The organism is Coprobacillus cateniformis (assembly GCF_009767585.1).
In the GTDB taxonomy this organism is placed as follows: Bacteria; Bacillota_I; Bacilli_A; order Erysipelotrichales; family Coprobacillaceae; genus Coprobacillus; species Coprobacillus cateniformis.
Window position 1 is genome coordinate 2776453 of the sequence record NZ_WSNW01000001.1, and the last position, 24221, is coordinate 2800673.

Genomic DNA, 24221 nt, shown 5'->3' on the forward strand with positions numbered 1-24221 from the left:
TTTGTTTTGCTAAATCTTGCTATTATACAAGTCAAACAACTCATTGATTTTTAAGGACATATTGATGTATGAATAACAAAAAGAGACATAACATCTAAAGATTAATACCTTTGTTTGTTATGTCTCTATAATTATTTTTATAACTTATATTTTTTAAGTCTCTTATTTATTATAAGTTTAATAAACGTTTTGTATCTCTTGCAATAACCAATTCTTCATTTGTAGGGATAACATAAACTTTGATTTTTGATTCAGGTGTAGAAATTAAACGTTCACCTTCACCATTTTCGTTTGCATCATCATCAACAACAATACCTAAAGCTTCACTTACTAATGAAAGAATTTCTTTTCTTGCATAAGCTGAGTTTTCACCAATACCTGCTGTAAATGCAATCGCATCACAACCACCTAAAGCAATAAAGTATCTACCAATATAAGCAATAACTCTTCTAAAGAAGATATCAATAGCAAGTTTTGCTCTTTCATTACCTTCATTCGCAGCATTTAAGACATCTCTAAAGTCACTAGAAACACCTGAAACACCTAAAAGTCCAGATTCTTTGTTTAACATATGAATAACATCTTTCATATCCATACCAACTTGTTCAATTAAATAATCAATAATAGAAGGGTCAAGATCTCCACTACGAGTTCCCATCATGATACCAGCTAATGGTGTGAATCCCATTGAAGTATTAATTGATTTTCCATCTTTAACAGCTGTTAAAGAACCACCAGCACCTAAGTGTGCAACAATGATTTTAGAATGCTCTGGTTGACCTAATTTGTCAATAACTCTTTGAGAAACATAGAAATGAGATGTTCCATGAGCACCATATTTTCTAACTTTGTTTTCAGTATAAAATTTATATGGAATTGGATAGATATAGCATTTTGGTTGTAATGTTTGATGGAATGCTGTATCAAAAACTGCAACTGCACCAGCACTTGGAATGGCTTCCTTGAATGCATAATATCCTGTTAAGTGAGCAGGGTTATGTAAAGGTGCTAAAGATTTTAATTCATCAATTTTGTTGATAACATCTTCATCAATAATAGCAGATTCCTGGAAATAAGAACCACCTTGAACAACTCTGTGACCAACACCTTTGATTTCATCTAATGAAGAAACGATTTGTTTCTCAATTAATGTATCTAATAATAAATGAACAGCTTCTTTATGAGTTGGAATTGCTAAAGTACGAACATCTTTTTCACCATTATACTTAATTGTGAAAATTGAATCTTCCATACCAATTCTTTCAATAACTCCTGAAGTGATAACTGTTTCATTATCCATTTCGAATAATTGGAATTTTAATGATGAACTACCAGCGTTCACCGCAATAACTTTTGACATTTGTATCTTCCTCCCTTAATTCCTCTTTATTATAGCATTAAATATAAAAAAAACTAGGAAAAAATACGTGAAAAATATAACAAAACAAGATATAAGAAAGAAAAGAAAAAGAATGTTTTGTAAATGAGTAGGAACTGACTTGTTAGAATATGGATAGGTGAAGAAAAAGTCTTGAATTATTTATATAATGCGCTATAATATTGTCGAGCCAGGGGTGCATTTTGCTGAGAGAGGTTGTTAACCTTATCCCTTACCATCTGAACTGGGTAATGCCAGCGTAGAGAGTGCAAATAGGATTTTTTTGCTTTCTTACGCTCGTGAGAAAGCTTTTTTATTTGTTGGCTCCCGATGTATGAATAAGGGAGGAAGAAAAATGAATACACAGAACACAAAAATCAAATACATGGTTTATATGGCAATGTTTGTTGCCATTCAATTGGTGTTAGAACCAATGACAAAAATAACGGAAATGCCTCATGGAGGAAATATTGCGTTTTCATTAATTGCTTTATTTTTAGCATCATATTTACTTGGACCAATTCGTGGTCTCATTACAGCTTTGGTTTGTTTGGGTGCTCAATTTGTTCTCGGATTAGCAACTTATTATGGAATAGCATCTCTATTCTTTGATTATGTTTTACCGATGGCCTTAGTTGGTCTTTGTGGGATTTTCCCATTGTGGCATTTTAAAGGAATGGATATACCTTGGGGAATGGTCATTATTATGATTATAAAAACAATTTCTCATTTATTGGCTGGTTGGTTTGCTTTTCAAACACCACTTCAAGGAAATTTAACGTATAATATTCCTTATAATTTAGGAACACTTGTTGTTTGTTTTGTATTATTTATAGTTATATATCCAAGATTAAATAAAGTTTTAAAATTGAACTAAAATAAAAACTGAGTATTTTGTAAAAATGGACAGAGTGCTCAGTTTTCTTTTTAACTTTCTTTCTTGATGATAATAAGCCTTTCAAATTCGCTCTATTTTGTGTATAATATTAATGTTGTAGAAAGAGGTAGGTTTATGAATAAACGCTTAGAAAGAAAAGATGTATTGATTCATTGTTATAAACATGATGGAAGTATACATCGTTGCTGGAATAAAGGGTTTGTTCTTGAAGAAACGGATCAACATTTTATTGTTATTAATAATAGAACATTGGTAACAGAGTCTGATGGAAGAAAATGGTATACAAGGGAACCAGCAATCTGTTATTTTCCCAAGAATCGATGGTATAATGTTATATGCATGATTCGTAAGAATGGGGTTCATTTTTATTGTAATATTGCCTCACCAACTCTATATGATGGTGAAGCATTGAAGTACATAGATTATGATTTAGATTTAAAGGTTTTTCCAGATTATAAATATAAAATCTTAGATGAAGAAGAATATCGTCAGCATAAGGCAATAATGAATTATGGTGAGCAATTAGATCGTATCTTAAATGAACAGTTAGATGTATTGATTCAGATGGCTATGAATATGTCAGGACCATTTAGACCAGGGTTTGCTGAACATTGGTATCATATTTATCAAGAACAAGTCCACAATAGATAGGAGGAAGACTATGTTAACATTTGTAAATCAACAAGACATGATTGATTTTGGTGAAAAATTAGCGTCATATTTATTCCCAGGAGCAATATTGACTTTAGAAGGTGATTTGGGAGCTGGGAAGACAACCTTTACAAAAGGGATTGGAAAAGGATTAGGAATTCAAAAGATTATTAATTCTCCAACATTTACAATTGTTAAGATATATCAAGGGAATCTTCCGTTATATCATTTCGATGCTTATCGTTTAGAAGGTCAAAATGAAGAATTAGGTTTTGAAGAAATGTTTGAAGATGAAGGGGTATGTGTTGTTGAATGGCCTATTTATATTCAAGACATATTACCACAAGAAAGACTAGACATTACAATTACCAAAAATGATGATGAATCACGAACTTTTGCTTTTCAAGCAAATGGAGCTCAATATCAAAATATAGTAGAGGAGTTGAAGTTATGACAAGCTTGATTATGGATACATCTAATCAGTATTTAATGGTGGCGTTGTATCGAGATGGACAATGTTTAGAAATGGTTCAAGAACTTGGGTCAAAGAGACAGTCAGAAAATGCTATACCTTATTTGTCATCTTTGCTTAAGAAACATCAACTTCAATTATTAGATATTGATGAAATGATTATTACAAAAGGACCAGGATCTTATACTGGTGTCAGAGTTGCAATGACAATAGCCAAAACATTGAGTGTGGTTTCATCAATTCATATAAAAGTTATATCTTCTTTGGCAGCTTATGCGGGATTGAAGACATGTGTATCAGTCATTGATGCACGAAGTCAGAAAGTTTTTGTTTGTGCTTATCAGAATGGTCAGGCGTTAGGTGAAGAACAGTTGCTTGCGATTAAAGATTTTGATGAATTTATGAAAACTTATGAAGGATATCAGGTTGTAGGACAATGTGAAGTTGTTAAACTTCCTTTGGCTGAGGTTAATTTAGGACAGAATCTTTATGAGTTATCACAAAAAATTGAACCTATTGAAAATGTAGATGCGTTAGTTCCTTGCTATTTAAAAGATGTTGAGGCAAAACAAATATGCTTATAAGAGCAATGGATATAAATGATTTAGAGAGAATTGTTGAGTTAGAACATATTCTTTTTACATCAACTTGGGATGTTTCGGATTTCATGTACGAAATTTTAGAAAATCAATTTTCATATAATTTTGTTTTAGAAGTAGATGAGCAGATTGTTGGGTATGTAGGTGTTTGGATTATGTATGAACAATCGCAGATTACAACAGTAGGAATTGATCCTGATTATCAGGGGCAAGGTTATGGGAGACTATTAATGGAAGAGATGCTTGCCTTAGCAGTTTCTCAAGGTTGTGAAGTTATGAGTTTAGAAGTGCGTGTTTCCAATCATAAAGCTATTTCTTTATATAAAGGTCTGGGCTTTGAAAATCAGGCAATACGTAAAAATTATTATCAAGATAATCATGAAGATGCTTATTTAATGGTCAAAAGATTGGAGGGACAAGAATGAGTTTAATACTTGCAATTGAATCAAGTTGTGATGAAATGTCAGTAGCTATTTTAAAAGACAAGCGAGAATTGTTATGTAATGTTGTCGCATCACAAATTGATACACATCGTTTATATGGTGGAGTTGTACCAGAAATCGCAAGTCGTATGCATGTCGAATGTGTTTCAACTGTTTTAAAAACAGCTTTAAACGAAGCTGATGTTAATATGAATGATATAGATGCAATTGCTGTTACAAAAGGACCTGGATTAGTTGGGTCTTTACATGTTGGAATGCAGGCTGCAAAAACATTGGCTTTGGCTTATCATAAACCGTTTATTGGTGTTCATCATATTGCTGGACATATTTATGCCAATGAATTGGTCGAAGATATTGAATACCCTTGTCTATGTCTGGTTGTAAGTGGAGGACATAGTGAACTTGTTTATATGAAAAGTGAATTTTCTTTTGAAGTCATTGGCCAAACTTTAGATGATGCAATTGGTGAAGCATATGATAAAGCGGGCAGAGTTTTACACTTGCCATATCCTGGGGGACCAGTTATTGATAAAATGGCTGCTAGTGGTCAACACACATATGATTTACCATTACCATTAAATGATGATTCATATAATTTCTCATTTAGTGGATTAAAGTCAGCAGTAATTAACTTATGTCATAATGCTGCTCAACGTGGTGAAGATATTGTTCCTGCTGATTTGGCGTGTTCGTTTCAGGAAGTTGCTTTAGATGTATTGGTATCTAAAACAATAAAGGCTGCTAAAGATTATCAAGTGAAAGAGATTATAGTGGCAGGTGGTGTGAGTGCAAATAGAGGATTAAGGAAGAAATTAACTGCTGATAGTCCAATAAAAGTTTTATTTCCACCAATGGCCTATTGTACTGATAATGCTGCTATGATAGCTTCAGCAGCCAGAGTGATGTATGAACATCAGCAATTCTCGTCTCTTGACTTAAGTGTCAAACCGTCATATGATTTAGAAGAAGAAAGTATTGGTGAATAATATGGTAAATAAACATCAAAAAATATCAAAGGCAACGATGTCACGTTTCCCTAGATATCTTAAGGCGTTGCGCAATATGCAACATGAAGGAAAAGAACATTTTTTATCTAGTGAATTGAGTGAAGCAACTGGAATTTTAGACACAACAATTCGTAGAGATTTTGGTTTTTTAACTGATAAAGAATCTTTAGGAAAAAGAGGTATTGGTTATGATACAAAAGAAATCATTAATATTTTAAATAATGTTCTAGGATTAGGATTAGATGAATCTATTATATTGATTGGTGTAGGGAATTTGGGAAGTGCAATTTTAAAATATAATAGATGGCAATATACAGTTGGAAAGATTGTTTGCTGTTATGATCAAGATCAAAATAAAGTAGGAGAACGCTTTGGAGTCAAATTAAATCATATTGATGATTTGGAGAAAACATTTCCAGAAGGATGTAAGATTGCTATTTTGGCAATTAGTGATCAGGTTCAAGAAACAGTTGATCGTTTAATGGCATTAGGTGTTAAGGGGATTGTAGATTTCACACATAGCCATTTTACCGTTCATGATGATGTTGTGGTGCAAACTGTCGATGTTGTTGTAGCAATTCAAGAACTTGTCTTAAAAATGCATGCAAATGATGAATAATTATGAAAAAGTATTGAAATATTCATCAAAAGGTGTTAATAATACTAATAAGCAATGATTTGAGAACATATTTTTATCAGTATCTTAAGCGAACTTTGGATGGTGTAAGCAAAGTAGATATCAAAAATATGGAACACTCAATGAGCAGGATAGGAGAAATAAGAGTAGACTATCCCGTTAGGCTGCGTTAAAGCTTCAGAGTGCATAATTGAGAGATTATGAATGAGGATGGTACCGCGATATAAGTCGTTCCTTAACAGGAATGGCTTTTTATATTATACAAAGGAGGAAGAAAGATGTTTGAATTTATGACAGTAAGAGAACTCTATGAAATGGTGATGTCAGGTGCAGAGTTCGAAACAGAAAGCTTGGAGTATGTAGAATTAGATGGTTGGGTACGTACAAATAGGGATAATGGAAAAGTTGGTTTTTTGGCTTTGAATGATGGAACTTATTTTAGAAATTGTCAAATTGTTTATCTGAAGGAAACTTTAGAAGATTATGATACAATTAAACACATTAGTACAGGAAGTGCTATACGTGTATTAGGTAAATTCAAGTTAACGCCAGAGAGTAAGCAGCCTTTTGAAATAGAGGCTACACAAATTGTTGTAGAGGGTGCTTGTGATGATGATTTTCCATTACAAAAGAAAAGACATTCTTTTGAGTATATGAGAGAAATTCCACATTTAAGACCAAGAGCAAACACATTCTATGCAATATTTAGATTACGCAGTGTATTATCAATGGCCATTCATGAATTTTTTCAATCACAGGGATTTGTTTATGTGCATACACCATTAATTACTGGAAATGATGGTGAAGGTGCTGGAGAAATGTTTAGAGCAACAACGATTGATAATACTGATTTTGATAAAGATTTCTTTGGTAAAGAAGCTTTCTTGACAGTCACTGGTCAATTACATGTTGAAGCTTTCTGTATGGCATTTAGAGATGTTTATACTTTTGGACCAGCATTTAGAGCTGAAAATTCAAATACATCACGTCATGCAAGTGAATTTTGGATGATTGAACCTGAAATTGCTTTTGCTGATTTAGAAGATGATATGGATTTAATTGAGGATATGGTCAAATTCTGTATTGATTATGTTTTAGAGAATGCTCCTGAAGAAATGAAGTTCTTTGCACAAATGATTGATAAAGAGTGTATTGAACGTATAACACATGTTCGTAATAGTGATTTCAAACGAATGACATATACAGAAGCTGTTGAAATATTAGAAAAAGCTGATGTTAAATTTGAAAATGAAGTCAAATGGGGTATGGATTTAAATAGTGAACATGAACGCTATATTTGTGAACAAGTTATTGGAGGTCCTGTTTTCTTAACAGACTATCCTAAAGAAATCAAAGCTTTCTATATGCGCTTAAATGATGATAATAAGACTGTTGCTGCTTGTGACTTGCTTGTTCCAGGAATTGGTGAGTTGGTTGGTGGAAGTCAACGTGAAGAGAGATATGATGTTTTGGAAAGAATCATGGAAGAAAAAGGAATGGCGAAGGATGGTTTACAATGGTATATGGATTTACGTAGATATGGTGGCTGTAAACATGCTGGCTTTGGATTAGGATTTGATCGTTTCTTAATGTATTTGACTGGTATGCAAAACATTCGAGATGTAGAACCATTCCCAAGAACACCTAGAAATTTAAAATTTTAAATGATCTATAAGACTAAAGAATAGAGTTGTTCTTTAGTCTTTTTAGAGAATAAATCTGAAATACTTCAGTTCAATTTGAATTTGAGATACTTCGTCTTTTTCTACATATTTATGGATATTTAGTGTATAATAGGTCACAGAGAGGTGAGAATATTGCGCGATATTGATTTTATAAACACTTTTTTTAATATAATTTATCAAAATGAAACTGCGTATATGCGTGATATCGTTTCATCATATGAATATTTATATGGCTTTCGTCAATGGTTAAAGAAGCGTGGGATAATATGTGATTCTTTAGAAAGAATACAAGAAACTGACTATACATTTTTCTCCAAACGTATCAAAGTTGGAGATATGGAGCATATCTTACGTTATCCTTTTCTTGATGGAATTCAAAAACTAGCTGATCAATATGCCCAAAAGACACATGTTCTTTACATACCTGGATATAATGGAGAAGAACTACTCAATATTCATTTTCAGGAGTATAAAGATGTTTATTTTTATGCAATTGAAGAGCCTTTTGAACGCAAGGATTTATCATTTTTTGATCCGTTCCCAGCTTTTTTCTGTGCAATGAATCATGCTGATTTATGGCCCGGTATTTTGATTTTTAATGATACACAACAAGTTTTTTCAGCATTGACATCCCAAACAGAATTCAAGAAATTAATTGATTATATTGATCAAAAAGTGAATTTGTTTGATGTTTATAATGATAATAAAGATGATTCATACTATATTCAATTAAGTGATTTGCACTTAGGTAAAAACAAAAGACAAAAGGGTTTGATTCAATTATATAATTCATTAGATTTTATCATGCCTTATTTACAAACAGATCAACAGATAAAAGTACTAATTACGGGAGATCTTATGGAATCACCGAATCGTAAAAATATGTATTTAGCAAATGATTTTATGAACAGTTTAAAAAAACGGTATAAAGCAAATGTTACATTTATACTGGGTAACCATGATGTCATTGTTCATGGTTTTAATATGGCTAGGAATCAAAAGAGTAAAGTGATTGCTTATTTATTAGGTGAAAACATAAAAGTATTAGAAAAAGAAAAGATGATTTTAATTAAAATGGATACAACCAGTGAAGGGAATCTTGCGAGAGGAAAAATTGGGCAAAGACAGTTAGATGAAATAGATGATGAATTAGAAGCCATTGATCATTTAGAAGACTATACAATGCTTGTGATGTTACATCATCATGTCTATCCTTTAAGTAAGGCACAATTTATTAAAACCAAATGGCACGAAAAGACGTTTATCAATAGAATTGTGGAAACATCAAAGGTTTTAGTCGATGCACCTTTATTAATAGAATGGTTACAAAAAAGAAATATTCATTATGTTTTTCATGGACATAAGCATTTACCTTATTTTAGATGTAAGGATGAGTGCTATTATATAGGTGCAGGAAGTGCAACTGGCGGATTAAAGGAAAGTCAAAGTCGTTATATTTCATATAATATAGTCAAATATAATACAATGGAAAAGAAGATGAAGACTTGTATTATTTTTTATGATGATAAAGCGAAAGCTGAAAGGCAAAGAGTAGAGGTTTATATATTTAGGGAGGAAAAAGAATGAAGATTGTAGATAAAATGAAAGATGAAGATTTAGGAGTGGCATTAATATATAATTTTACGAAAGGATATCAAAAAGCAGTACCAATGGAAATGTATGATATTGTTTTACCATTATTATATAATGATACTTTTAGAAATGAGATTTTAAACCATCATTCCTTTCATGATTGTTTATTAGCTTGTGCTTCAAAAGATGAAAATTTTAAAGAAAATGTTTTATCTGCTTTAGAAGATTATAAAACAATGACTTCTAAAGCTTTAGGTATTGCAATGATTCAGCATATTTTAAATTTTCAGATTGTTGATCAGACGATGTGTGGGTTACCTTTAGAAACACATATATTAGAACTTAATGAAGCGTTAAAATTAGGTGAAATGTTACAAAACTTAAAATATCATGATGTGAAGGGAATGTTAAAGAAAAATGATAAGAAGATTGTCATTTTACAAAGTGCTTCTGTTGGTTATGATGTTGATTTATCAAGATTTGAATCTTTAGGTGATGTTGTTATGTATGAAGATACAACTCAAGATCAAATTCGTGAAAGAATAAAAGATGCTCATATTGTTATTACAAATAAAAATATATTGAATGAATCAGTGTTGAAGGGAATGCATCAATTACAATTGATTTGTTTATTTGCGACTGGAACGAATAATATTGATTTAGAATATTGTCGTCAACAGGGGATCAAAGTTGCAAATGTAAAGGGATATTCAACGGATACTGTTGCTCAGCATACAATCGCATTATTAATGCATCTGATTGAAAAGAATGCAATGTATGATAAATATGTGAAGTCTAAAGAATATGCATTAAGTGGACGCTTTAGTTATTTTGATGAAGTATTTCATGATGTTTCTTCATTAACTTGGGGGATTGTTGGATTGGGTGATATTGGTAGAAAAGTGGCTTTCATTGCGACTGCAATGGGAGCAAAAATTCAATATTATTCAACAAGTGGGCAGAATGCAACAAGTGATTATCAGCAAGTTGATTTTGAAACTTTATTAAAGAGTTCTGATATTATTAGTATTCATGCTCCATTAAATGAAAAAACAAAATATTTATTTAATGAAGATGCCTTAAGAAAGATGAAAGATAATGCTTATCTTATTAATGTTGGACGTGGTGGGATTATTGAAGAGAAAGCCTTAGTCAAGGTCTTAAATGAAGGACATTTAGCTGGAGTTGGATTAGATGTATTTGAACATGAACCATTATTAGAAAATGATATTATTTATTCTATTCAAGATATGAATAAAGTGATTTTAACACCACATATTGCTTGGGGTTCAATTGAGGCAAGACAAAGATGTGTTGATGAAGTTTATGAAAATATAATGGCATTTTTAAATGGGATAAATCGAAACATTGTGAATTTATAAATATAAAAATAAATATTTTTGAGCAAAGAACACATTATATAGGATGTGTTTTTTGTTTGAATGATATGTGCTTTCTATTAGCGATAAGATAGTAACAAAATAGATACCATTATGAAAATATGATTTATCAAAAAACAACCCAAAAAATATTATTTTCAAGTCTCTAATCAACGCGATTTATTCGGTTTGATTTTTTTGTTAAGTTCATTAAAGAATATGAAGATATTAAGATGATATAATTTAAAATTCTTGATGATATAGGTAAAAAGAGTTGTATTTTGTATACAATCATATTATGATATAACCTATATATTAAAAAGAAGGAGGAGTCTACGTTAGTAGCAAAGAATGTACGGTCTGTTGATCGGAATTAACGCCTGTGGACTAGAAATGAGGACGAAGCAGGAAACATTTGTTATAAGTAGCATTGTGTTATGGAACAAATTATTTTAGCAATAATCATTATTGCACTGGGATTTTATGTATTTAAGTTTTATCCTTTTGAAAAAGGGAATGTTATGAATTTGGTCATTGCGGCAATCTTTATTATTTTAACAGCTATATGTAAGAGATTGGCTATTATGATTCCATTGTTTGGAGCGGAAAGTTTAAAGATAGGGTTTGAATATATTCCCTTGATGTTAGCAGGTTACTTTTTATCTCCAGGATATGCATTTTTAGTTGGATTGAGTAGTGATATTATCGGATTGATATTGGTTCCTACAGGTTTTCCATTTCTTGGATTTACACTTGGAACAATCTTGGTTAGTGTCATTCCTTCACTCGCTAAGGAACATGCAAAGATGTTAAGTGAAAAGATTGTTCAGTCAATAGTTATGGGATTGATATTGGTTCTTGGGTTAGGTGCTTCAATTTACATATATACACTTGATCAAGTGACGATATCAACGACTGTTCATATTATTACATCTCAAGAAAAGTTAACATTGATTTCTGTTTGCTTAATTTTAACGATTATCTTTATCATTTTGATTTTTATATTAAAAAAGCAAATCAGTCAAGATGAGGCCAAAGAATTTTCGACATGGATATTATGTGTGACTTTGGTTGAAATCGTTGTGACATTATGTTTAACACCACTGTGGTTAGATATGATGTATGGTATTCCATTTTTTGTTTCTCTATGTATTCGAGTTATTAAAGAATGTGCAATATTGCCAATAGAAATTTTTATAGGATATACATTGATTAAATTAATGAAACGTATTTTTGTTCGTTTAAACAAGTCTTAGTACTAAGGCTTGTTTTTTTGTGTTTATTTTTGAAAAAATTGTAAAGACTATTTAAGAGGTGAAAATTATGGATAGAAAAGAATATGATCAAATGGCTGAAGAATTAAAACCAGGTGGTCATAAAGTCAAAAATGGTTTCAATGCTTTCTTATATGGTGGTGTTATGGGAGCCATTGCTCAAGGTGTTCTAGAATTTTTCATGAATGTTTATAACTGTAGTGAAAAAGATGCAATCCCAATGATGACTATAACCCTTGTATTTGTGGCTTGCTTATTAACTGGGTTAGGATTATATGATAGTATTGCTAAACATGCTGGAGCAGGTACTTTTATTCCAATTACTGGATTTGCAAATAGTATGGCTTCAAGTGCACTTGATAGTAAAAGTGAAGGATTGGTTATGGGAATTGGAAGTAATATGTTTAAATTAGGCGGAACAGTTATTACGTATGGAATTGTGAGTGCCTCATTGTTAGGAGTGATTCGTTATGTCATCACACTTTTTGGGTAATTCAATAAAACTAGAGAATGTATATATTGCATCAACAGGGACTGTATGTGGACCATTGGAATATCAAGGACCATTAGGCTCAAGTTTTGATAAAGGATTTGGCGATTATCATTGTGGTGAAGATTCTTTTGAAAAAGCAGAACGAAAGATGCTAAGAGATTCTTTAGATATCTGTTTAAAAAGAGAGAAATTAAAGCAAAAAGATATTGATCTTTATATTGGTGGAGATTTATTAAATCAAATTACAACAGTTAATTATTTGGCTAGGGAGTTACCTAAACCATTTGTTGGTATTTATGGTGCCTGCTCAAGCTTTTGTTTATCTATGGCAATGTCATCTTTATTAATTGAAGGTGGTTTCGTGGATAAGGTTATCGCCATGGTATCAAGCCATAATGCAACAGCTGAGCGTCAGTATCGTTACCCTGTTGAATATGGTGTTCAAAAGAAAGATACAACAACATTTACTGCAACAGGCGCTATTTCAACTTTATTAACTAATCAGCCAACACAAGTGAGAGTTGAATCTATTACATTAGGAAAAGTTGTTGATTATTCACAAGATGACCCTAATGATATGGGACGTGCTATGGCACCAGCAGCATATGATACAATCACAACTCATTTTGAAGACTTAAAAAGAAGTTTTCAAGATTATGATTTGGTTGTTACAGGTGATTTATCAACTTATGGTCATAAGATTTTAAAGGAAATGATGCAACGTCATAAAATTGATGTTGTCCATTATAATGACTGTGGGTGTATGTTATATGATTTACAAAATCAAGAAGTTTTTCAAGGTGGAAGTGGATGTGCATGTAGTGGGCTTGTCACGATGGGGCATTTATATCCAATGTTGAAAGACAAAAAGTACAAACGTGTTCTTGTTGTTGCAACAGGAGCTTTGCTTTCACCAATGATGAGTGCACAAAAAGATACGATTCCATGTGTTGCACATGCTATCAGTTTGGAGGTCGTCGAATGAATTATATAATGGCATTTTTATTTAGTGGTTTGGTGTGTTTTTTAGCTCAAATGATTTATGATAATAGTAAGTTAACACCAGGACATATAACAAGTTTATTTGTTGTGCTTGGTTCATTTTTAGACTTATTTCATATTTATGATAAACTGGTGGAAATTTTTCATGCCGGGGCTTTAATTCCAATTACAAGTTTTGGACATTCTTTGATGCATGGAGCAATGGCTGCAACTGAAGAATATGGTATTTTTGGTATTGCTATGGGAATGTTTGATTTAACAGCAGCCGGAATTACAGCAGCTATTCTCTTTGGATTCTTGGTTGCCATTATTTTTAAACCGAAATCATGAATAATTCTTATGACTTAAAACATCGTGTATTGATATATAAAGGAAGACTGATTCATCTTTATTTTTTGGCCAGTCTTTCTAACGATACACTGATTTCAAGACTTGTAGAAGGAATAGAAAATGGTGAAGGAAAAAATCTAGATAATTGTCTGAATATGGGAGATGTTGATATCGTCAATACAAATGATATTAAGCAAATCCAATATTCAATTATGAGTGGAAATTGTGCTCTGTTTGATGGTGAAACGACTTATTTGATGGATACGAAGAATTATCCAAACAGATCTATTGAAGAACCTGAAACAGAAAAAAGTGTTCGTGGTGCAAAAGATGGTTTTAATGAATCTATCTTAAACAATACAGGATTAATTAGAAGACGTATTAAATCCGTAGAATTATGTTTTAAAAGAGAAATTATTGGAACAGAAAATCAAATGGATATCGCTATTGCCTATCTTCAAAATAAAGTTGATCAAAATGTTTTAAAACAAGTGATGCAAAGGATTAAAGAAATAAAAGCGAAAGATTTAATTATGACAGATAGGGCACTAGAAGAACTTATCTTAGATCAAAACTATAATCCTTTTCCTTTGGTGAGATATAGTGAAAGACCAGATATTGTAGCAACGCATATTCAGCATGGATATATTGCAATTATTTGTGATACATCTTCATCTGTCTTAATGATTCCAACGACAATATTTGAAATTCTAGAACATGTGGAAGAGCATCGTCAAACACCATTGATTGGAACATTTATTCGTATTATTCGTTTAAGTGCTGTTTTATTATCCATTTATCTTGTTCCTGTTTGGTCACTATCTGTTTCTTTTATGCAATGGGACTGGACATTCTTTATCCAGATATTACTGGTTGAATTATCTATTGAATTATTAAGAATAGCAACGATTCATACACCAGAAGCCATATCTAATGCGATGGGGTTAATTGCTGCTTTATTATTAGGACAATTTGCTATTGATTTAGGATTCTTTTCAGAAGAAATCTTGCTCTTTTGTGCGGTTGGAGCAATTGGTGGATTCGCAACACCAAACTATGAGTTATCCTTAACAAATAAATATATTAAAGTGATGATGATTGTAAGTATAATGTTATTCAATATCTTTGGATTTGTTATTTTTAATATCTTTTTGTGGGTCTATCTGGCAAGATTGAAGCCTTTTGGAATGTCTTATTTATCACCATTATTTCCATTAGATCTTAAAAAACTAGGACAATTTATAATTAGAAAACCTAAGAAAGGCAAATGATGCCTTTCTTATTTTGTATGAGCGTGTTAGAATATGTCTATAAAGAGGTGGAAAGAATGGAAAAACATATTTATCAAACATATGTACAAGTTTTAAAAGAGGAATTGGTTCCGGCAATGGGATGTACTGAACCGATTGCATTAGCATATTGTGCAAGTAAGTGCTTTGATACACTGCAAGATGAGGTTCAGTCAGTAGATATTTTTGTCAGTGGAAATATTGTTAAAAATGTCAAGAGTGTTATTGTTCCTAATACTGGTGGCTTAAAAGGTATTGAGGCGAGTGTTGCTGCAGGAATTGTGGCTGGTGATAGTACAAAGGTATTAGAAGTTATTTCTATTGTTACAAATTTACAAAAAGAAGAAATGCGTCATTTCTTAGACTCGATATCAATGAAAGTTCAAGCCATTGAAAGTGATTGTGCTTTAGATATTTGTGTTCATCTTCATGGTATTTATCATAATGCCAAAGTTCGTATTGCTGGCTATCATACAAATATTGTGTATATTGAAAAAGATGGTGAAGTTCTTTATGAATCTGGTGTGGTTGCATCAAGTGATTCTTCGTTAACTGATCGTAGTTTATTAAATGTCAAAGATATTTATGAATTTGCAACAACAGTTGCTATTGAGGATGTTCAAGACGTTTTACAAAGACAAATTGATTGTAATTATGCGATTGCTAAGGAAGGGATTGAAAATAACTGGGGTGCTAATATTGGAAGTATCCTTTTAAAAACTTATGGTGATGATGTCAAGATTAAAGCAAAAGCTTATGCAGCAGCAGGCAGTGATGCAAGAATGAGCGGTTGTGAAATGCCAGTTATTATTAATTCTGGTAGTGGAAATCAAGGAATGACAGCATCTTTACCTGTTATTATTTATGCTTTGGAAGAAAAGGCAACACAAGAACAATTATATCGTGCTTTGATTATATCTAACTTATGTACAATTCATCAGAAAACAGGAATTGGCAGATTATCGGCTTATTGTGGAGCTGTCAGCGCAGGTGTAGGGGCAGGCTGTGGGATTGCTTATCTTAAAGGTGGCGATTATAAAACAATTGCTCATACATTGGTTAATGCCTTAGCCATTAATTCGGGAATTGTATGTGATGGAGCAAAGCCTTCATGTGCTGCCAAAATAGCTGAGAGTGTAGATGCTGGAATTCTTGGTTATTATATGTATAAAAATGGCTGCCAGTTTAAAGGTGGCGATGGGATTGTTTGTAAAGGTGTTGAAAATACAATTCGTAATATTGGACGTTTATCTCGAGATGGAATGAAAGAAACAGATAAAGAAATTATTAAAATGATGTGTGATTAATATTATATATAAAAATAGTCTTGATTTCTCTTTTTGAAATGAAGACTATTTCATTTTGTTATAAATGATAGTTTTCCTATTGACTTTTACTACAATTCTATAATATAATAATTGAGCACACGATGCCCGAGTGGCGAAATTGGTATACGCACAGCACTCAAAATGCTGCGACTCGCGTCATGTCGGTTCGAGTCCGACCTCGGGCACCATTTGATTTTTGTAAAAAAATGTCAAACGGACTGTATAGATTAATAAAAGAAATAATTATGCAAGCGATATTCGTTAAAGAATATCGCTTTTTTTCGTATTTAAAACCAAAAGGAGATGAAAAAATGAAAAGAAAAGTATTGTTACCACGCTCAGATACTGCCAGATGGCAAATATATCCGAGTGATGATGAAGTTTTATTAGTAAAGATGCTGACTAAGTATTCAGAATTAGAAAAAGAAGCCTACCTTATTAGAATTATGGTCAACTTTTTTGCTGAAGACCAGGAAATGCAACTCAAACTCATTGAATATGCGAGACAGTATATTCGACCTAAGTATGACTTACCTAAATCAAGGGAAGCTAGAAAAAAAGTTGCTATTGCTAAATCTGATGCTTTTGTAGGCAATGATATTATGAATCAAGTTAATTATTATATTTCGCTTATTCAGGAACTTAAAAATACTCCTGAAAAAAGTGAAAAAAATTAAAAATCATTAAAGTTCCTTTAATGTTTATATAAAGCGAGGAACTGACTGGAGGTACCATGAGCACAAGAAGTCTTGAATTTACTGGACAATTTATACAACGCTTAGATATACATGAACGTTGCATTATAAAAGAATTTACTGAAGAAAAATTTTATTCTAATATGATCAATCCTCATAAGGCAATTAATACACTTTTAGCTTATGAAGATTTTAGAAATCATAAGAATAAGATATATGCGGTATATTTAAGGGTTATGATTCCAATAGGATTAACAAAATCACAAGAACATGAACTAATTAAAAATTTTATGCTTAAAGTAAGTCTTAATTATAAGATGATCTGTTATTTATATAAGTTTATAACTAAGGGTAAAGGTAGATATATAGATGTTATAGCCTTTGATAGATATATTTATGAAAAACCTGAAGAGGAAGAACTACGTTATCAACGTGATATGTATATCAATAGAAAGACTGGAAGAACTACAAAAGCTAATGATCCTGATGCAATTCATCGTTGTAAAAAAGGAGAGGTAAGAAGAGATAAAGATGGAAATCCAATAAAAAGGATTATCACAGTATCTAATAAGCAAAGGTATTTTAATTATTCACCTACTGGAAAAGGTGAAGTTTGTATGGAAAGAAAGAAAATGTTTATTTCATTAATTGATTATTTAAAAAACTTATTAATTCAAGCATTTTCTAGAGTTGTTCAAACGATGCAATTACCTCTAAGACTTAAAAATAAGCAATATGATAGATCTTATAGCAAGAATAAACGTATTAAAATCTTAAATTATAATCAAAGAATCAATCTAATCAATCTAAAATTAGCTAGAATACAAGATACTTTTTATAGAAGAAAAGTCCTTGGGGCTTCACATGATGAAGCATTAAAGTCATTTAATGAAATGTTTTATGGTCTAGTAAAAATAACACAAAACGAAGAATTTAAAATCAGTAGTAAAAAAGATTATAAAGTTAGTATATCTCTAACTAAACATCTATCATTTAGACAATTAAATGATAATTTAAATCTATTTGTGAAAATAGCCAATAGAAGAATAGATAAATGGTATGAAGAATATTTAGCCATTGAATAAAAGAGGTGAATATCATGAAAACGAGTAAAAAAAGTGTTATGGGATTAGTTGGTTGCATTACTTCCTGGTGTGAAGATGAAGAAGTGCTAGAAATCATGCTAAATGAAGTGAAAAATATAATTGGCACTATAGATAAGTTAGAGCAAGAAAATATTTTTCTTAAAGCGAGATTATCTAATCTAAACGAGAAAGAGGTCATAAAAAATGCATAGATCAAACTTAAAAGTTTTTCAGAAAACTATCAATGTATTAAAAAACAAAAAACTTAGAGTCGTTTTAATTTTAGTGATTTTTTCAATATTTATTATTAATTTTTCACATCAATATATTAATGAGCACATAGTTTTAGATTCAAATCAGGTTACTCTAAGTAAATGTGTAGATGGAGATACTGCACATTTCTATATAAATGGTAAGAATGTTAAAGTCAGATTCTTGGCAATAGATACTCCTGAAACAGTTAAACCAGGAACACCAGTTCAGCCATATGGCAAAGAAGCAAGTGAATTTACATCTAATGCATTAAAAAATGCAAAAGAGATTAGATTAGAATATGAGGAATCTAATAAAATAGATAAATACAATCGAACTTTAGCTTATGTATTTGTTGATGGTGAATTGCTTCAAGAGCAACTTTTGCTGAAAGGTTATGCGAAAATGACATGTTTATGTAATAATTATCGATACTCTTCAATTTTGAATGCTGCTGAAAGAAAAGCTAAAGAAAATAAGTTAGGATTGTGGGGGCATAAATGATGGCTATATTACAAGTTATTAAAACAATTATTAGGTATGAATGCGAATGTCCTCATTGTCACAATAAATTAAAAAGTGATGATATTTATAGCCCGTTTTATGGTATATCAGATAATGAAGTTTTTGAAATAGTACATGGTGATGAAATTGAAATAGAATGTCCAGAATGCAATTATCAATTTAAAATTGATGAAGTCGATTGGGAATAGGAGTAGATAAAATATGGATGTAAATATAATAGAACTTAAAAATTTATTAAATAGTATTAATGAAGATAGTGATGGTATTGAAGAGATTCTACAAGATATAGATGATACATTTGAATTTGTAGAATACTTACAGAGATTACGAAAAGAAGCAGTAGATATAATGGACATAGCATCAGGTGATGAATTTCTTAAATATCGTTATAAATCTGAAACACTATTAGAAATTATAAACATAATTTATATATTTTTTATATAGCATTATTAATTTAAGAAATAGGAGAACAAATAATGACAGTAGATGAAATTTTAGATGTAGCTATTAATGGTGAAATTTGTATTTGGGATTATGAAAGAAATGACTTTGTTGATTTGGGGAATCCACTTAATTATTATCAGCTCAATGAATTAGAGTTGTTGGATAAAGAAGTTATAAATATTGAGGCTCAGGATTCTTATATTAATGTTACTATTGATTCAGGAGAATAATGGAATGGGAAAATTATATATAAGTTATGAAGCCATTGAAGAAATGGGAAAAGACTATTTTGAAAATAAATCTTATGAAGATTATGTGGATTTAGCAAAGTTTGATATTGTACATTTAGATGATGGATTATGGCTTCAACAAGATGATGATGGGGATCTTTATATTTCTTATAATGATTATGATGATTTTCAATTCTATGATGTTGAAGAGTTAAGCAATTTAAAAAATGCTGATACAGTTTTAAAAGATTTCAAATAAAGATTGGAGATATTATATGAAAAAAATTATTGAATTCTTAAAAAAAGTATTACCAATGCTTATGCGTTGTATATGGATTTTGATAGTTGTATTTAATACAGCTAGTCTTATGATTGGTTTTATTGCCTTTGCTCTTACATCTAATCAAACATATGTGTCGAATGTTTTAGAAATATCAATGCTGATGGCTATTGGTATAACTGGACTGATTGAAAACTTAAAAAAGAAAGTTTAAAGGTGATGTAATAGAATATGGTGCTCTTCATAAAAACTAACAAATATTGGAAAGTAAGAAGTATATTAAAAATAACATTATACATGATAATTCAAATATTAGTAATTTATATAATTTGTAACTATGAAAATACATTACAGTATATTTTGAAAGAATGGATAAATCAAAAGATTTTATTTGATGAAACTTTCTTAACACTAATATACATCATATCATCTGTACAACTTACAAGTTTTCAACAATTAATTATGTTTACAATTATGGTTTTACCTATCTGTTTAGTTATTATGATGTTCTTAGTAGGGGATGTTATGGTAATTGAAATTAAAGATCTAGTTTGTAAATTATTAGAGGAGAAAAACAAAAATGTATAAAATATTAGTTAACAGTCAAATGAAAATGACGAACATTGAATTCACTTGTTATGTAAAATCAATTATGAGAAGAATCTCATCTAAATATATTATAGAAAAATGTACTTATTCTAAAAATGATTTTCAAAGATTAGATGGAGCAATTATCAAGTATAAATAATATTTAAAACTGCTCTAAAATATGAAAGGAAAGATAGCATGATAAAATTAAGTTTTAAAGATATTGATGATCTTTATATAAACATATGTAATGGCAAGATACAAATGAATTTATATAATTATTTTCAGCAACAACTGTATTATCATATTTATTACGATCAACCAGTAGTAACCAAAGATACATTATTTAACCATGTCATTTTAGAATTTGAAAATTGTCAAATTAATGATTTGAAATTTGAAAATCAAAATCAAGAAATTACTCTATTAAAACATATTATAATCAGTACTTTTGACCTTTATCAATCTGAACAGATTAAATCACTTACAAAAATCGCATTTAAAAATGAGTGTGAATTGTTCCTAGAGGATATAGGATTCTATTTCGATGATTATAAACGAAATTTACTGGACAATAGAGATATAGGAGAAATTCTAAAATTTACAATGCAATATTATGATAAGGCCTATAAATTATGGAAATGACAAAAGAAAGGAAATAAGTATGAAACTAACAGTTGAAGATATTTTAGGATTGAGTGAAGAGGAATATATCATGGTATATGATGAAAATAAAGAAGAATATTTTAAAGATAAAAATGGATACACTGATCTTAGTTATTATACTTTGCTTGAGTTAGATTTGTTGCATAGAGAGATAGAAACTATAGGAGCAGATGATTATGTGGTGTGTAATATTAAGTAAAGAAAAAGCAAGGACTTTTTGATTAGTCATTGCCTATTTCTAAATCAGATTTTTTAAAAGTCATGATCACTTCTTTTGTTTCAAGATCACGTAGACATAGTTCTGAATGAGTAAGATCTCCGAGTTCAATTAGATCTTGTACTTTATATGCGTTTTTCTTTGCCTTATTATTTAAGGTTTGTGGAAATATATTTAACTGTCTTGCATAATCAGCAAATGAAAAACCATATCGACTTAATACACTTTTGATTTTACTTGTAATAGTAACCAATGTTCTCACCTCAATATCATAATATCATTTAATTACTTAATAATCAAATGAAATTATTATATAAGTAAAACAACTTATAAAACAATTGGCAAAATAAGTAAATGTACTTATAATATAAGTGTAGAATAAAAAGGAGGAAAGTTATGAAGGTAATAGGTTATGTTTTTGATCAGCCAAATGGATGTTATCAATATAAATATTATTTTGAAGGATCACTTCAAAAAATATCTACATTCATACTTCAGAATAGGATGAAATGTAAAAAAATAACAATTACAGATATTGCTGATTGTCTGATTTGTACATATGATGATGGAATATTCTATTTTGGTGTCGATACAGAAGTTGCTGAAGCAATAGTGCAAATGGTTAATGAGGCAATTTACTTGAAACCAATACAATTTAAATTAAATAGTGATTATGACATGGAGGAAATAGAATGATTAAAATGAGAATTGAATTTTATAAAGATGAAGAATTAGAAGAAGCAATCAAATTTCTAGAAACACAATATCAAATTATTGATAGAAGTAAGGTTACCAATTCAAAAAAAGAATTTAATAAGATGAGACTTATTCATTTAGAATTAGTTAAAAAATAAAAATGTACCAGTCACTGGTACAAATGGAGGAAAATATGAACGTAATCGGAATCGTAAATCGTAAAGGTGGAGTTGGAAAAACAACCACTGCAAAAAATTTAGCTTATAGCCTTATACTGGAAAATAAAAAAGTATTGTTATTGGACTTTGATCCACAATGCAATAGCACAAAGGGATTAGCAAGCAGAAAGTTTAATAAAACAGTATCAAATGTATTAAAAAATGAAAAAATCGAAAGATGTATATATAACACAAGATATGGAATTGATATTATACCAGGTGATTTATATTTAGCATCTGAATCAATTGAAAAAAATATACTGAGAAATCAATTGCAGCTTCTCAACACTCAATATGATTATATTATCATTGATACATCACCATATTTTAATGAGTTAACTGCCGAGATACTTCTTGTATCAGATCTTATTATTATACCAACTGAAATTGAAGTTGATTCACTGGATGCTATGACAACAACCATTAATGAACTTAATTATTTATGTGGGAGTCAGATAACATTTAAACTACTTTTTACAAAAGTAGAGAGTTTAAAGACTATAGAAAATGATATAGAAGAACTTGATACAATTTATGTTGACCATAGATTTCAAACATATATTAGATATCACAAATATGCAGTACAACGTGCTAGAAAGTATCATCAACCACTTGCCAAAAGATACAAGATGGCTAATGTCACAAAAGATTATAAAGCACTGGCCAAAGAAATTATAAAGGAGGGAATCTAAAATGGCAAAGAGTATTTTAGGATCATTTGGTTCTGTCGAAACAAAGAAGAGAGAACTTAGTAGAAGTGATGTAGAACTCATTTACTATAAGGATATAAAAGTAGCTGATCGAAACAGAAAAATTAGAAATGTAGAAGAATTAGCTGAAGATATCTTAGAAGATGGACTGGAACATAATATACTGGTTCGTGAACTGGAAAACAATTCTACATATAAGTATGAAATTATAGCAGGTCATCGTAGATTTTCAGCTATAGGTATTCTTATAAAAAAAGGTCATAGTGAATTTGAGTATATTCCTTGTAAAGTGAAAAGGCATATGGATGATGTTGATGCTAGAAGAAGATTGCATTTAAATAATATAAATCAAAGTGGATATACACCATCGGAAATGCTAGATGCTATAGAAGAACTTGAAGAAATTTATAGATTAAAGAAAAAGCAAGATGGGATACCAGGGCGTATTCAAAAGTTAATAGCAGATGATATTAATCTAAGCAAATCTCAAGTTGGTAATTATCAATATATTATCAATAACGCAACACCTGAATTAAGGGAATTGATCCGTAAATTAGAATTACCACTCAATGTTGCTTTAGAAATCTCTACTTTAGATCATGAAAATCAACTTATGTTTATTGAAAATGAAGACCATATAGATCTTGTGACAATTAAGGAATATAAAGAAGAATTATATTCTAAGCCAAAAAAATTAGAAAATTTTCAAGATGATGAGGAAGTAGACTATGGTAGTGAAGATGATGAGATTGTCTTAACTAATTATACTGAATTTGATGCTGAAGAAGACTATGACCAATATTATGAAGATGATAATCAGTATTATGATGATTCAGAAGATACTGATTTAGAAGAGGAACAACCAACTACAAAAAAATTAACTTTACAAGAAATGAGTGCTAATGCAAGTAACTCTATCAAAGATATGTTAGCGACAATGGAAAAATATAGTGAGTGGAAAAAAGAAAGAGAGGAACTTGAAGAAATATATAATCAATTTAAAGAATTTGTTTCTGATATAGGATTATAGATTTTATCGCAAGAAGTTCATCTTCTTTCAGCAGATAATCTCATTATTTGAATAATACTTAATCTCCCCAAATAGTATTAGAGGTTATCTGTTGAAAGAGGATGAGCATGACAATATATAAAATAAA

At 30.4% G+C, this 24221-nt stretch carries 35 protein-coding genes, 1 tRNA gene, 1 riboswitch and 1 other annotated feature; of the genes, 34 read left to right on the forward strand and 2 right to left on the reverse strand.

The window, feature by feature from the left end; all coding sequences use genetic code 11:
* Nucleotides 1-169: 169 nt before the first annotated feature.
* Complete coding sequence (locus GQF29_RS13600) at nucleotides 170-1360, reverse strand: acetate/propionate family kinase (protein WP_008787936.1); 1191 nt, start codon at nucleotides 1358-1360, stop codon at nucleotides 170-172.
* A gap of 200 nt (nucleotides 1361-1560) precedes the next feature.
* Nucleotides 1561-1662, forward strand: a riboswitch (TPP riboswitch).
* A gap of 71 nt (nucleotides 1663-1733) precedes the next feature.
* On the opposite strand from GQF29_RS13600, the gene GQF29_RS13605 reads away from it, so the two are divergent.
* From GQF29_RS13605 to GQF29_RS13745, 30 genes are all read left to right on the forward strand, one after another.
* Nucleotides 1734-2255 (forward strand): energy-coupled thiamine transporter ThiT, encoded by a 522-nt coding sequence (locus GQF29_RS13605; RefSeq protein ID WP_008787937.1) that lies wholly within the window; start codon nucleotides 1734-1736, stop codon nucleotides 2253-2255.
* Between the two features lie 135 nt (nucleotides 2256-2390).
* Nucleotides 2391-2927 (forward strand): DUF402 domain-containing protein, encoded by a 537-nt coding sequence (locus GQF29_RS13610; RefSeq protein ID WP_008787938.1) that lies wholly within the window; start codon nucleotides 2391-2393, stop codon nucleotides 2925-2927.
* 10 nt (nucleotides 2928-2937) lie between these two features.
* Nucleotides 2938-3381, forward strand: coding sequence for a tRNA (adenosine(37)-N6)-threonylcarbamoyltransferase complex ATPase subunit type 1 TsaE (gene tsaE / locus GQF29_RS13615; protein ID WP_008787939.1), 444 nt, complete (start codon nucleotides 2938-2940; stop codon nucleotides 3379-3381).
* A complete protein-coding gene (gene tsaB / locus GQF29_RS13620) occupies nucleotides 3378-3983 on the forward strand; it encodes a tRNA (adenosine(37)-N6)-threonylcarbamoyltransferase complex dimerization subunit type 1 TsaB (RefSeq protein ID WP_008787940.1) in 606 nt (201 codons plus the stop codon). Before tsaE ends, tsaB begins: the two co-directional genes overlap by 4 nt.
* A complete protein-coding gene (gene rimI, locus GQF29_RS13625; RefSeq protein WP_008787941.1) occupies nucleotides 3974-4423 on the forward strand; it encodes a ribosomal protein S18-alanine N-acetyltransferase in 450 nt (149 codons plus the stop codon). The genes tsaB and rimI overlap by 10 nt, the downstream gene beginning before the upstream one ends.
* Entirely contained in the window at nucleotides 4420-5427 is a 1008-nt protein-coding gene (gene tsaD / locus GQF29_RS13630; RefSeq protein WP_008787942.1) for a tRNA (adenosine(37)-N6)-threonylcarbamoyltransferase complex transferase subunit TsaD, read from the forward strand. Before rimI ends, tsaD begins: the two co-directional genes overlap by 4 nt.
* A 1-nt stretch (nucleotide 5428) precedes the next feature.
* Complete coding sequence (locus GQF29_RS13635; protein ID WP_008787943.1) at nucleotides 5429-6067, forward strand: redox-sensing transcriptional repressor Rex; 639 nt, start codon at nucleotides 5429-5431, stop codon at nucleotides 6065-6067.
* Between the two features lie 45 nt (nucleotides 6068-6112).
* Nucleotides 6113-6324 (forward strand) — a binding site (T-box leader).
* A 39-nt stretch (nucleotides 6325-6363) separates the two neighbouring features.
* Nucleotides 6364-7749: an asparagine--tRNA ligase gene (gene asnS / locus GQF29_RS13640; protein ID WP_008787944.1), complete on the forward strand. Its 1386-nt coding sequence runs from the start codon at nucleotides 6364-6366 to the stop codon at nucleotides 7747-7749.
* Nucleotides 7750-7893: 144 nt separating this feature from the next.
* Nucleotides 7894-9357: a metallophosphoesterase family protein gene (locus GQF29_RS13645; RefSeq protein WP_238637607.1), complete on the forward strand. Its 1464-nt coding sequence runs from the start codon at nucleotides 7894-7896 to the stop codon at nucleotides 9355-9357.
* Nucleotides 9354-10745 carry a D-2-hydroxyacid dehydrogenase gene (locus GQF29_RS13650; protein ID WP_008787946.1) on the forward strand — a complete coding sequence of 464 codons (1392 nt, stop codon included), beginning with the start codon at nucleotides 9354-9356 and terminating at the stop codon, nucleotides 10743-10745. Before GQF29_RS13645 ends, GQF29_RS13650 begins: the two co-directional genes overlap by 4 nt.
* A 434-nt stretch (nucleotides 10746-11179) precedes the next feature.
* Nucleotides 11180-11998, forward strand: coding sequence for a folate family ECF transporter S component (locus GQF29_RS13655; protein WP_008787947.1), 819 nt, complete (start codon nucleotides 11180-11182; stop codon nucleotides 11996-11998).
* A gap of 67 nt (nucleotides 11999-12065) precedes the next feature.
* Nucleotides 12066-12509: a stage V sporulation protein AC gene (gene spoVAC / locus GQF29_RS13660; protein WP_008787948.1), complete on the forward strand. Its 444-nt coding sequence runs from the start codon at nucleotides 12066-12068 to the stop codon at nucleotides 12507-12509.
* Entirely contained in the window at nucleotides 12487-13494 is a 1008-nt protein-coding gene (gene spoVAD, locus GQF29_RS13665) for a stage V sporulation protein AD (RefSeq protein ID WP_017143842.1), read from the forward strand. The genes spoVAC and spoVAD overlap by 23 nt, the downstream gene beginning before the upstream one ends.
* Nucleotides 13491-13841 (forward strand): stage V sporulation protein AE, encoded by a 351-nt coding sequence (gene spoVAE / locus GQF29_RS13670; protein ID WP_008787950.1) that lies wholly within the window; start codon nucleotides 13491-13493, stop codon nucleotides 13839-13841. The genes spoVAD and spoVAE overlap by 4 nt, the downstream gene beginning before the upstream one ends.
* A complete protein-coding gene (locus tag GQF29_RS13675) occupies nucleotides 13838-15112 on the forward strand; it encodes a spore germination protein (RefSeq protein WP_008787951.1) in 1275 nt (424 codons plus the stop codon). Before spoVAE ends, GQF29_RS13675 begins: the two co-directional genes overlap by 4 nt.
* A gap of 56 nt (nucleotides 15113-15168) precedes the next feature.
* The gene (locus GQF29_RS13680; RefSeq protein ID WP_008787952.1) at nucleotides 15169-16437 is read left to right on the forward strand and encodes an L-cysteine desulfidase family protein; all 1269 of its coding nucleotides are present in this window, start codon (nucleotides 15169-15171) and stop codon (nucleotides 16435-16437) included.
* 124 nt (nucleotides 16438-16561) lie between these two features.
* Nucleotides 16562-16646: transfer RNA gene (locus GQF29_RS13685), tRNA-Leu, on the forward strand.
* 123 nt (nucleotides 16647-16769) lie between these two features.
* Nucleotides 16770-17135 carry a hypothetical protein gene (locus GQF29_RS13690; RefSeq protein ID WP_236916438.1) on the forward strand — a complete coding sequence of 122 codons (366 nt, stop codon included), beginning with the start codon at nucleotides 16770-16772 and terminating at the stop codon, nucleotides 17133-17135.
* 56 nt (nucleotides 17136-17191) lie between these two features.
* Entirely contained in the window at nucleotides 17192-18238 is a 1047-nt protein-coding gene (locus GQF29_RS13695; RefSeq protein ID WP_054688392.1) for a hypothetical protein, read from the forward strand.
* 14 nt (nucleotides 18239-18252) lie between these two features.
* Nucleotides 18253-18450: a hypothetical protein gene (locus GQF29_RS13700; protein WP_054688388.1), complete on the forward strand. Its 198-nt coding sequence runs from the start codon at nucleotides 18253-18255 to the stop codon at nucleotides 18448-18450.
* Entirely contained in the window at nucleotides 18443-18994 is a 552-nt protein-coding gene (locus GQF29_RS13705) for a thermonuclease family protein (protein WP_160340824.1), read from the forward strand. The genes GQF29_RS13700 and GQF29_RS13705 overlap by 8 nt, the downstream gene beginning before the upstream one ends.
* The gene (locus GQF29_RS13710) at nucleotides 18994-19203 is read left to right on the forward strand and encodes a hypothetical protein (protein WP_236916439.1); all 210 of its coding nucleotides are present in this window, start codon (nucleotides 18994-18996) and stop codon (nucleotides 19201-19203) included. Before GQF29_RS13705 ends, GQF29_RS13710 begins: the two co-directional genes overlap by 1 nt.
* A 13-nt stretch (nucleotides 19204-19216) precedes the next feature.
* Nucleotides 19217-19459 (forward strand): hypothetical protein, encoded by a 243-nt coding sequence (locus tag GQF29_RS13715; protein ID WP_054688382.1) that lies wholly within the window; start codon nucleotides 19217-19219, stop codon nucleotides 19457-19459.
* Between the two features lie 32 nt (nucleotides 19460-19491).
* Nucleotides 19492-19689 carry a hypothetical protein gene (locus GQF29_RS13720; RefSeq protein WP_054688380.1) on the forward strand — a complete coding sequence of 66 codons (198 nt, stop codon included), beginning with the start codon at nucleotides 19492-19494 and terminating at the stop codon, nucleotides 19687-19689.
* 4 nt (nucleotides 19690-19693) lie between these two features.
* Nucleotides 19694-19948, forward strand: a complete 255-nt coding sequence (locus GQF29_RS13725) for a hypothetical protein (protein WP_008787959.1) — start codon at nucleotides 19694-19696, stop codon at nucleotides 19946-19948.
* A gap of 16 nt (nucleotides 19949-19964) precedes the next feature.
* Nucleotides 19965-20183, forward strand: coding sequence for a hypothetical protein (locus GQF29_RS13730; protein ID WP_054688378.1), 219 nt, complete (start codon nucleotides 19965-19967; stop codon nucleotides 20181-20183).
* A 146-nt stretch (nucleotides 20184-20329) separates the two neighbouring features.
* The gene (locus tag GQF29_RS13735) at nucleotides 20330-20557 is read left to right on the forward strand and encodes a hypothetical protein (RefSeq protein WP_160340825.1); all 228 of its coding nucleotides are present in this window, start codon (nucleotides 20330-20332) and stop codon (nucleotides 20555-20557) included.
* The gene (locus tag GQF29_RS18400; RefSeq protein WP_202086362.1) at nucleotides 20550-20717 is read left to right on the forward strand and encodes a hypothetical protein; all 168 of its coding nucleotides are present in this window, start codon (nucleotides 20550-20552) and stop codon (nucleotides 20715-20717) included. Before GQF29_RS13735 ends, GQF29_RS18400 begins: the two co-directional genes overlap by 8 nt.
* A 38-nt stretch (nucleotides 20718-20755) precedes the next feature.
* Nucleotides 20756-21202, forward strand: a complete 447-nt coding sequence (locus GQF29_RS13740; protein WP_054688374.1) for a hypothetical protein — start codon at nucleotides 20756-20758, stop codon at nucleotides 21200-21202.
* 19 nt (nucleotides 21203-21221) lie between these two features.
* Nucleotides 21222-21422, forward strand: a complete 201-nt coding sequence (locus tag GQF29_RS13745; protein ID WP_054688543.1) for a hypothetical protein — start codon at nucleotides 21222-21224, stop codon at nucleotides 21420-21422.
* 22 nt (nucleotides 21423-21444) lie between these two features.
* Here GQF29_RS13745 and GQF29_RS13750 read toward each other — a convergent pair whose 3' ends face one another.
* The gene (locus GQF29_RS13750) at nucleotides 21445-21693 is read right to left on the reverse strand and encodes a hypothetical protein (RefSeq protein WP_054688373.1); all 249 of its coding nucleotides are present in this window, start codon (nucleotides 21691-21693) and stop codon (nucleotides 21445-21447) included.
* A gap of 143 nt (nucleotides 21694-21836) precedes the next feature.
* On the opposite strand from GQF29_RS13750, the gene GQF29_RS18700 reads away from it, so the two are divergent.
* The 4 genes from GQF29_RS18700 to GQF29_RS13765 are packed head-to-tail and all read left to right on the forward strand — an operon-like array spanning nucleotide 21837 to nucleotide 24094.
* A complete protein-coding gene (locus GQF29_RS18700; RefSeq protein ID WP_236916440.1) occupies nucleotides 21837-22136 on the forward strand; it encodes a hypothetical protein in 300 nt (99 codons plus the stop codon).
* Nucleotides 22133-22294, forward strand: a complete 162-nt coding sequence (locus tag GQF29_RS18405; RefSeq protein ID WP_202086364.1) for a hypothetical protein — start codon at nucleotides 22133-22135, stop codon at nucleotides 22292-22294. The genes GQF29_RS18700 and GQF29_RS18405 overlap by 4 nt, the downstream gene beginning before the upstream one ends.
* Before the next feature lie 35 nt (nucleotides 22295-22329).
* The gene (locus GQF29_RS13760) at nucleotides 22330-23046 is read left to right on the forward strand and encodes a ParA family protein (protein ID WP_008787966.1); all 717 of its coding nucleotides are present in this window, start codon (nucleotides 22330-22332) and stop codon (nucleotides 23044-23046) included.
* 1 nt (nucleotide 23047) lies between these two features.
* Nucleotides 23048-24094: a ParB/RepB/Spo0J family partition protein gene (locus GQF29_RS13765; protein ID WP_008787967.1), complete on the forward strand. Its 1047-nt coding sequence runs from the start codon at nucleotides 23048-23050 to the stop codon at nucleotides 24092-24094.
* The last annotated feature ends 127 nt before the right edge of the window (nucleotides 24095-24221 follow it).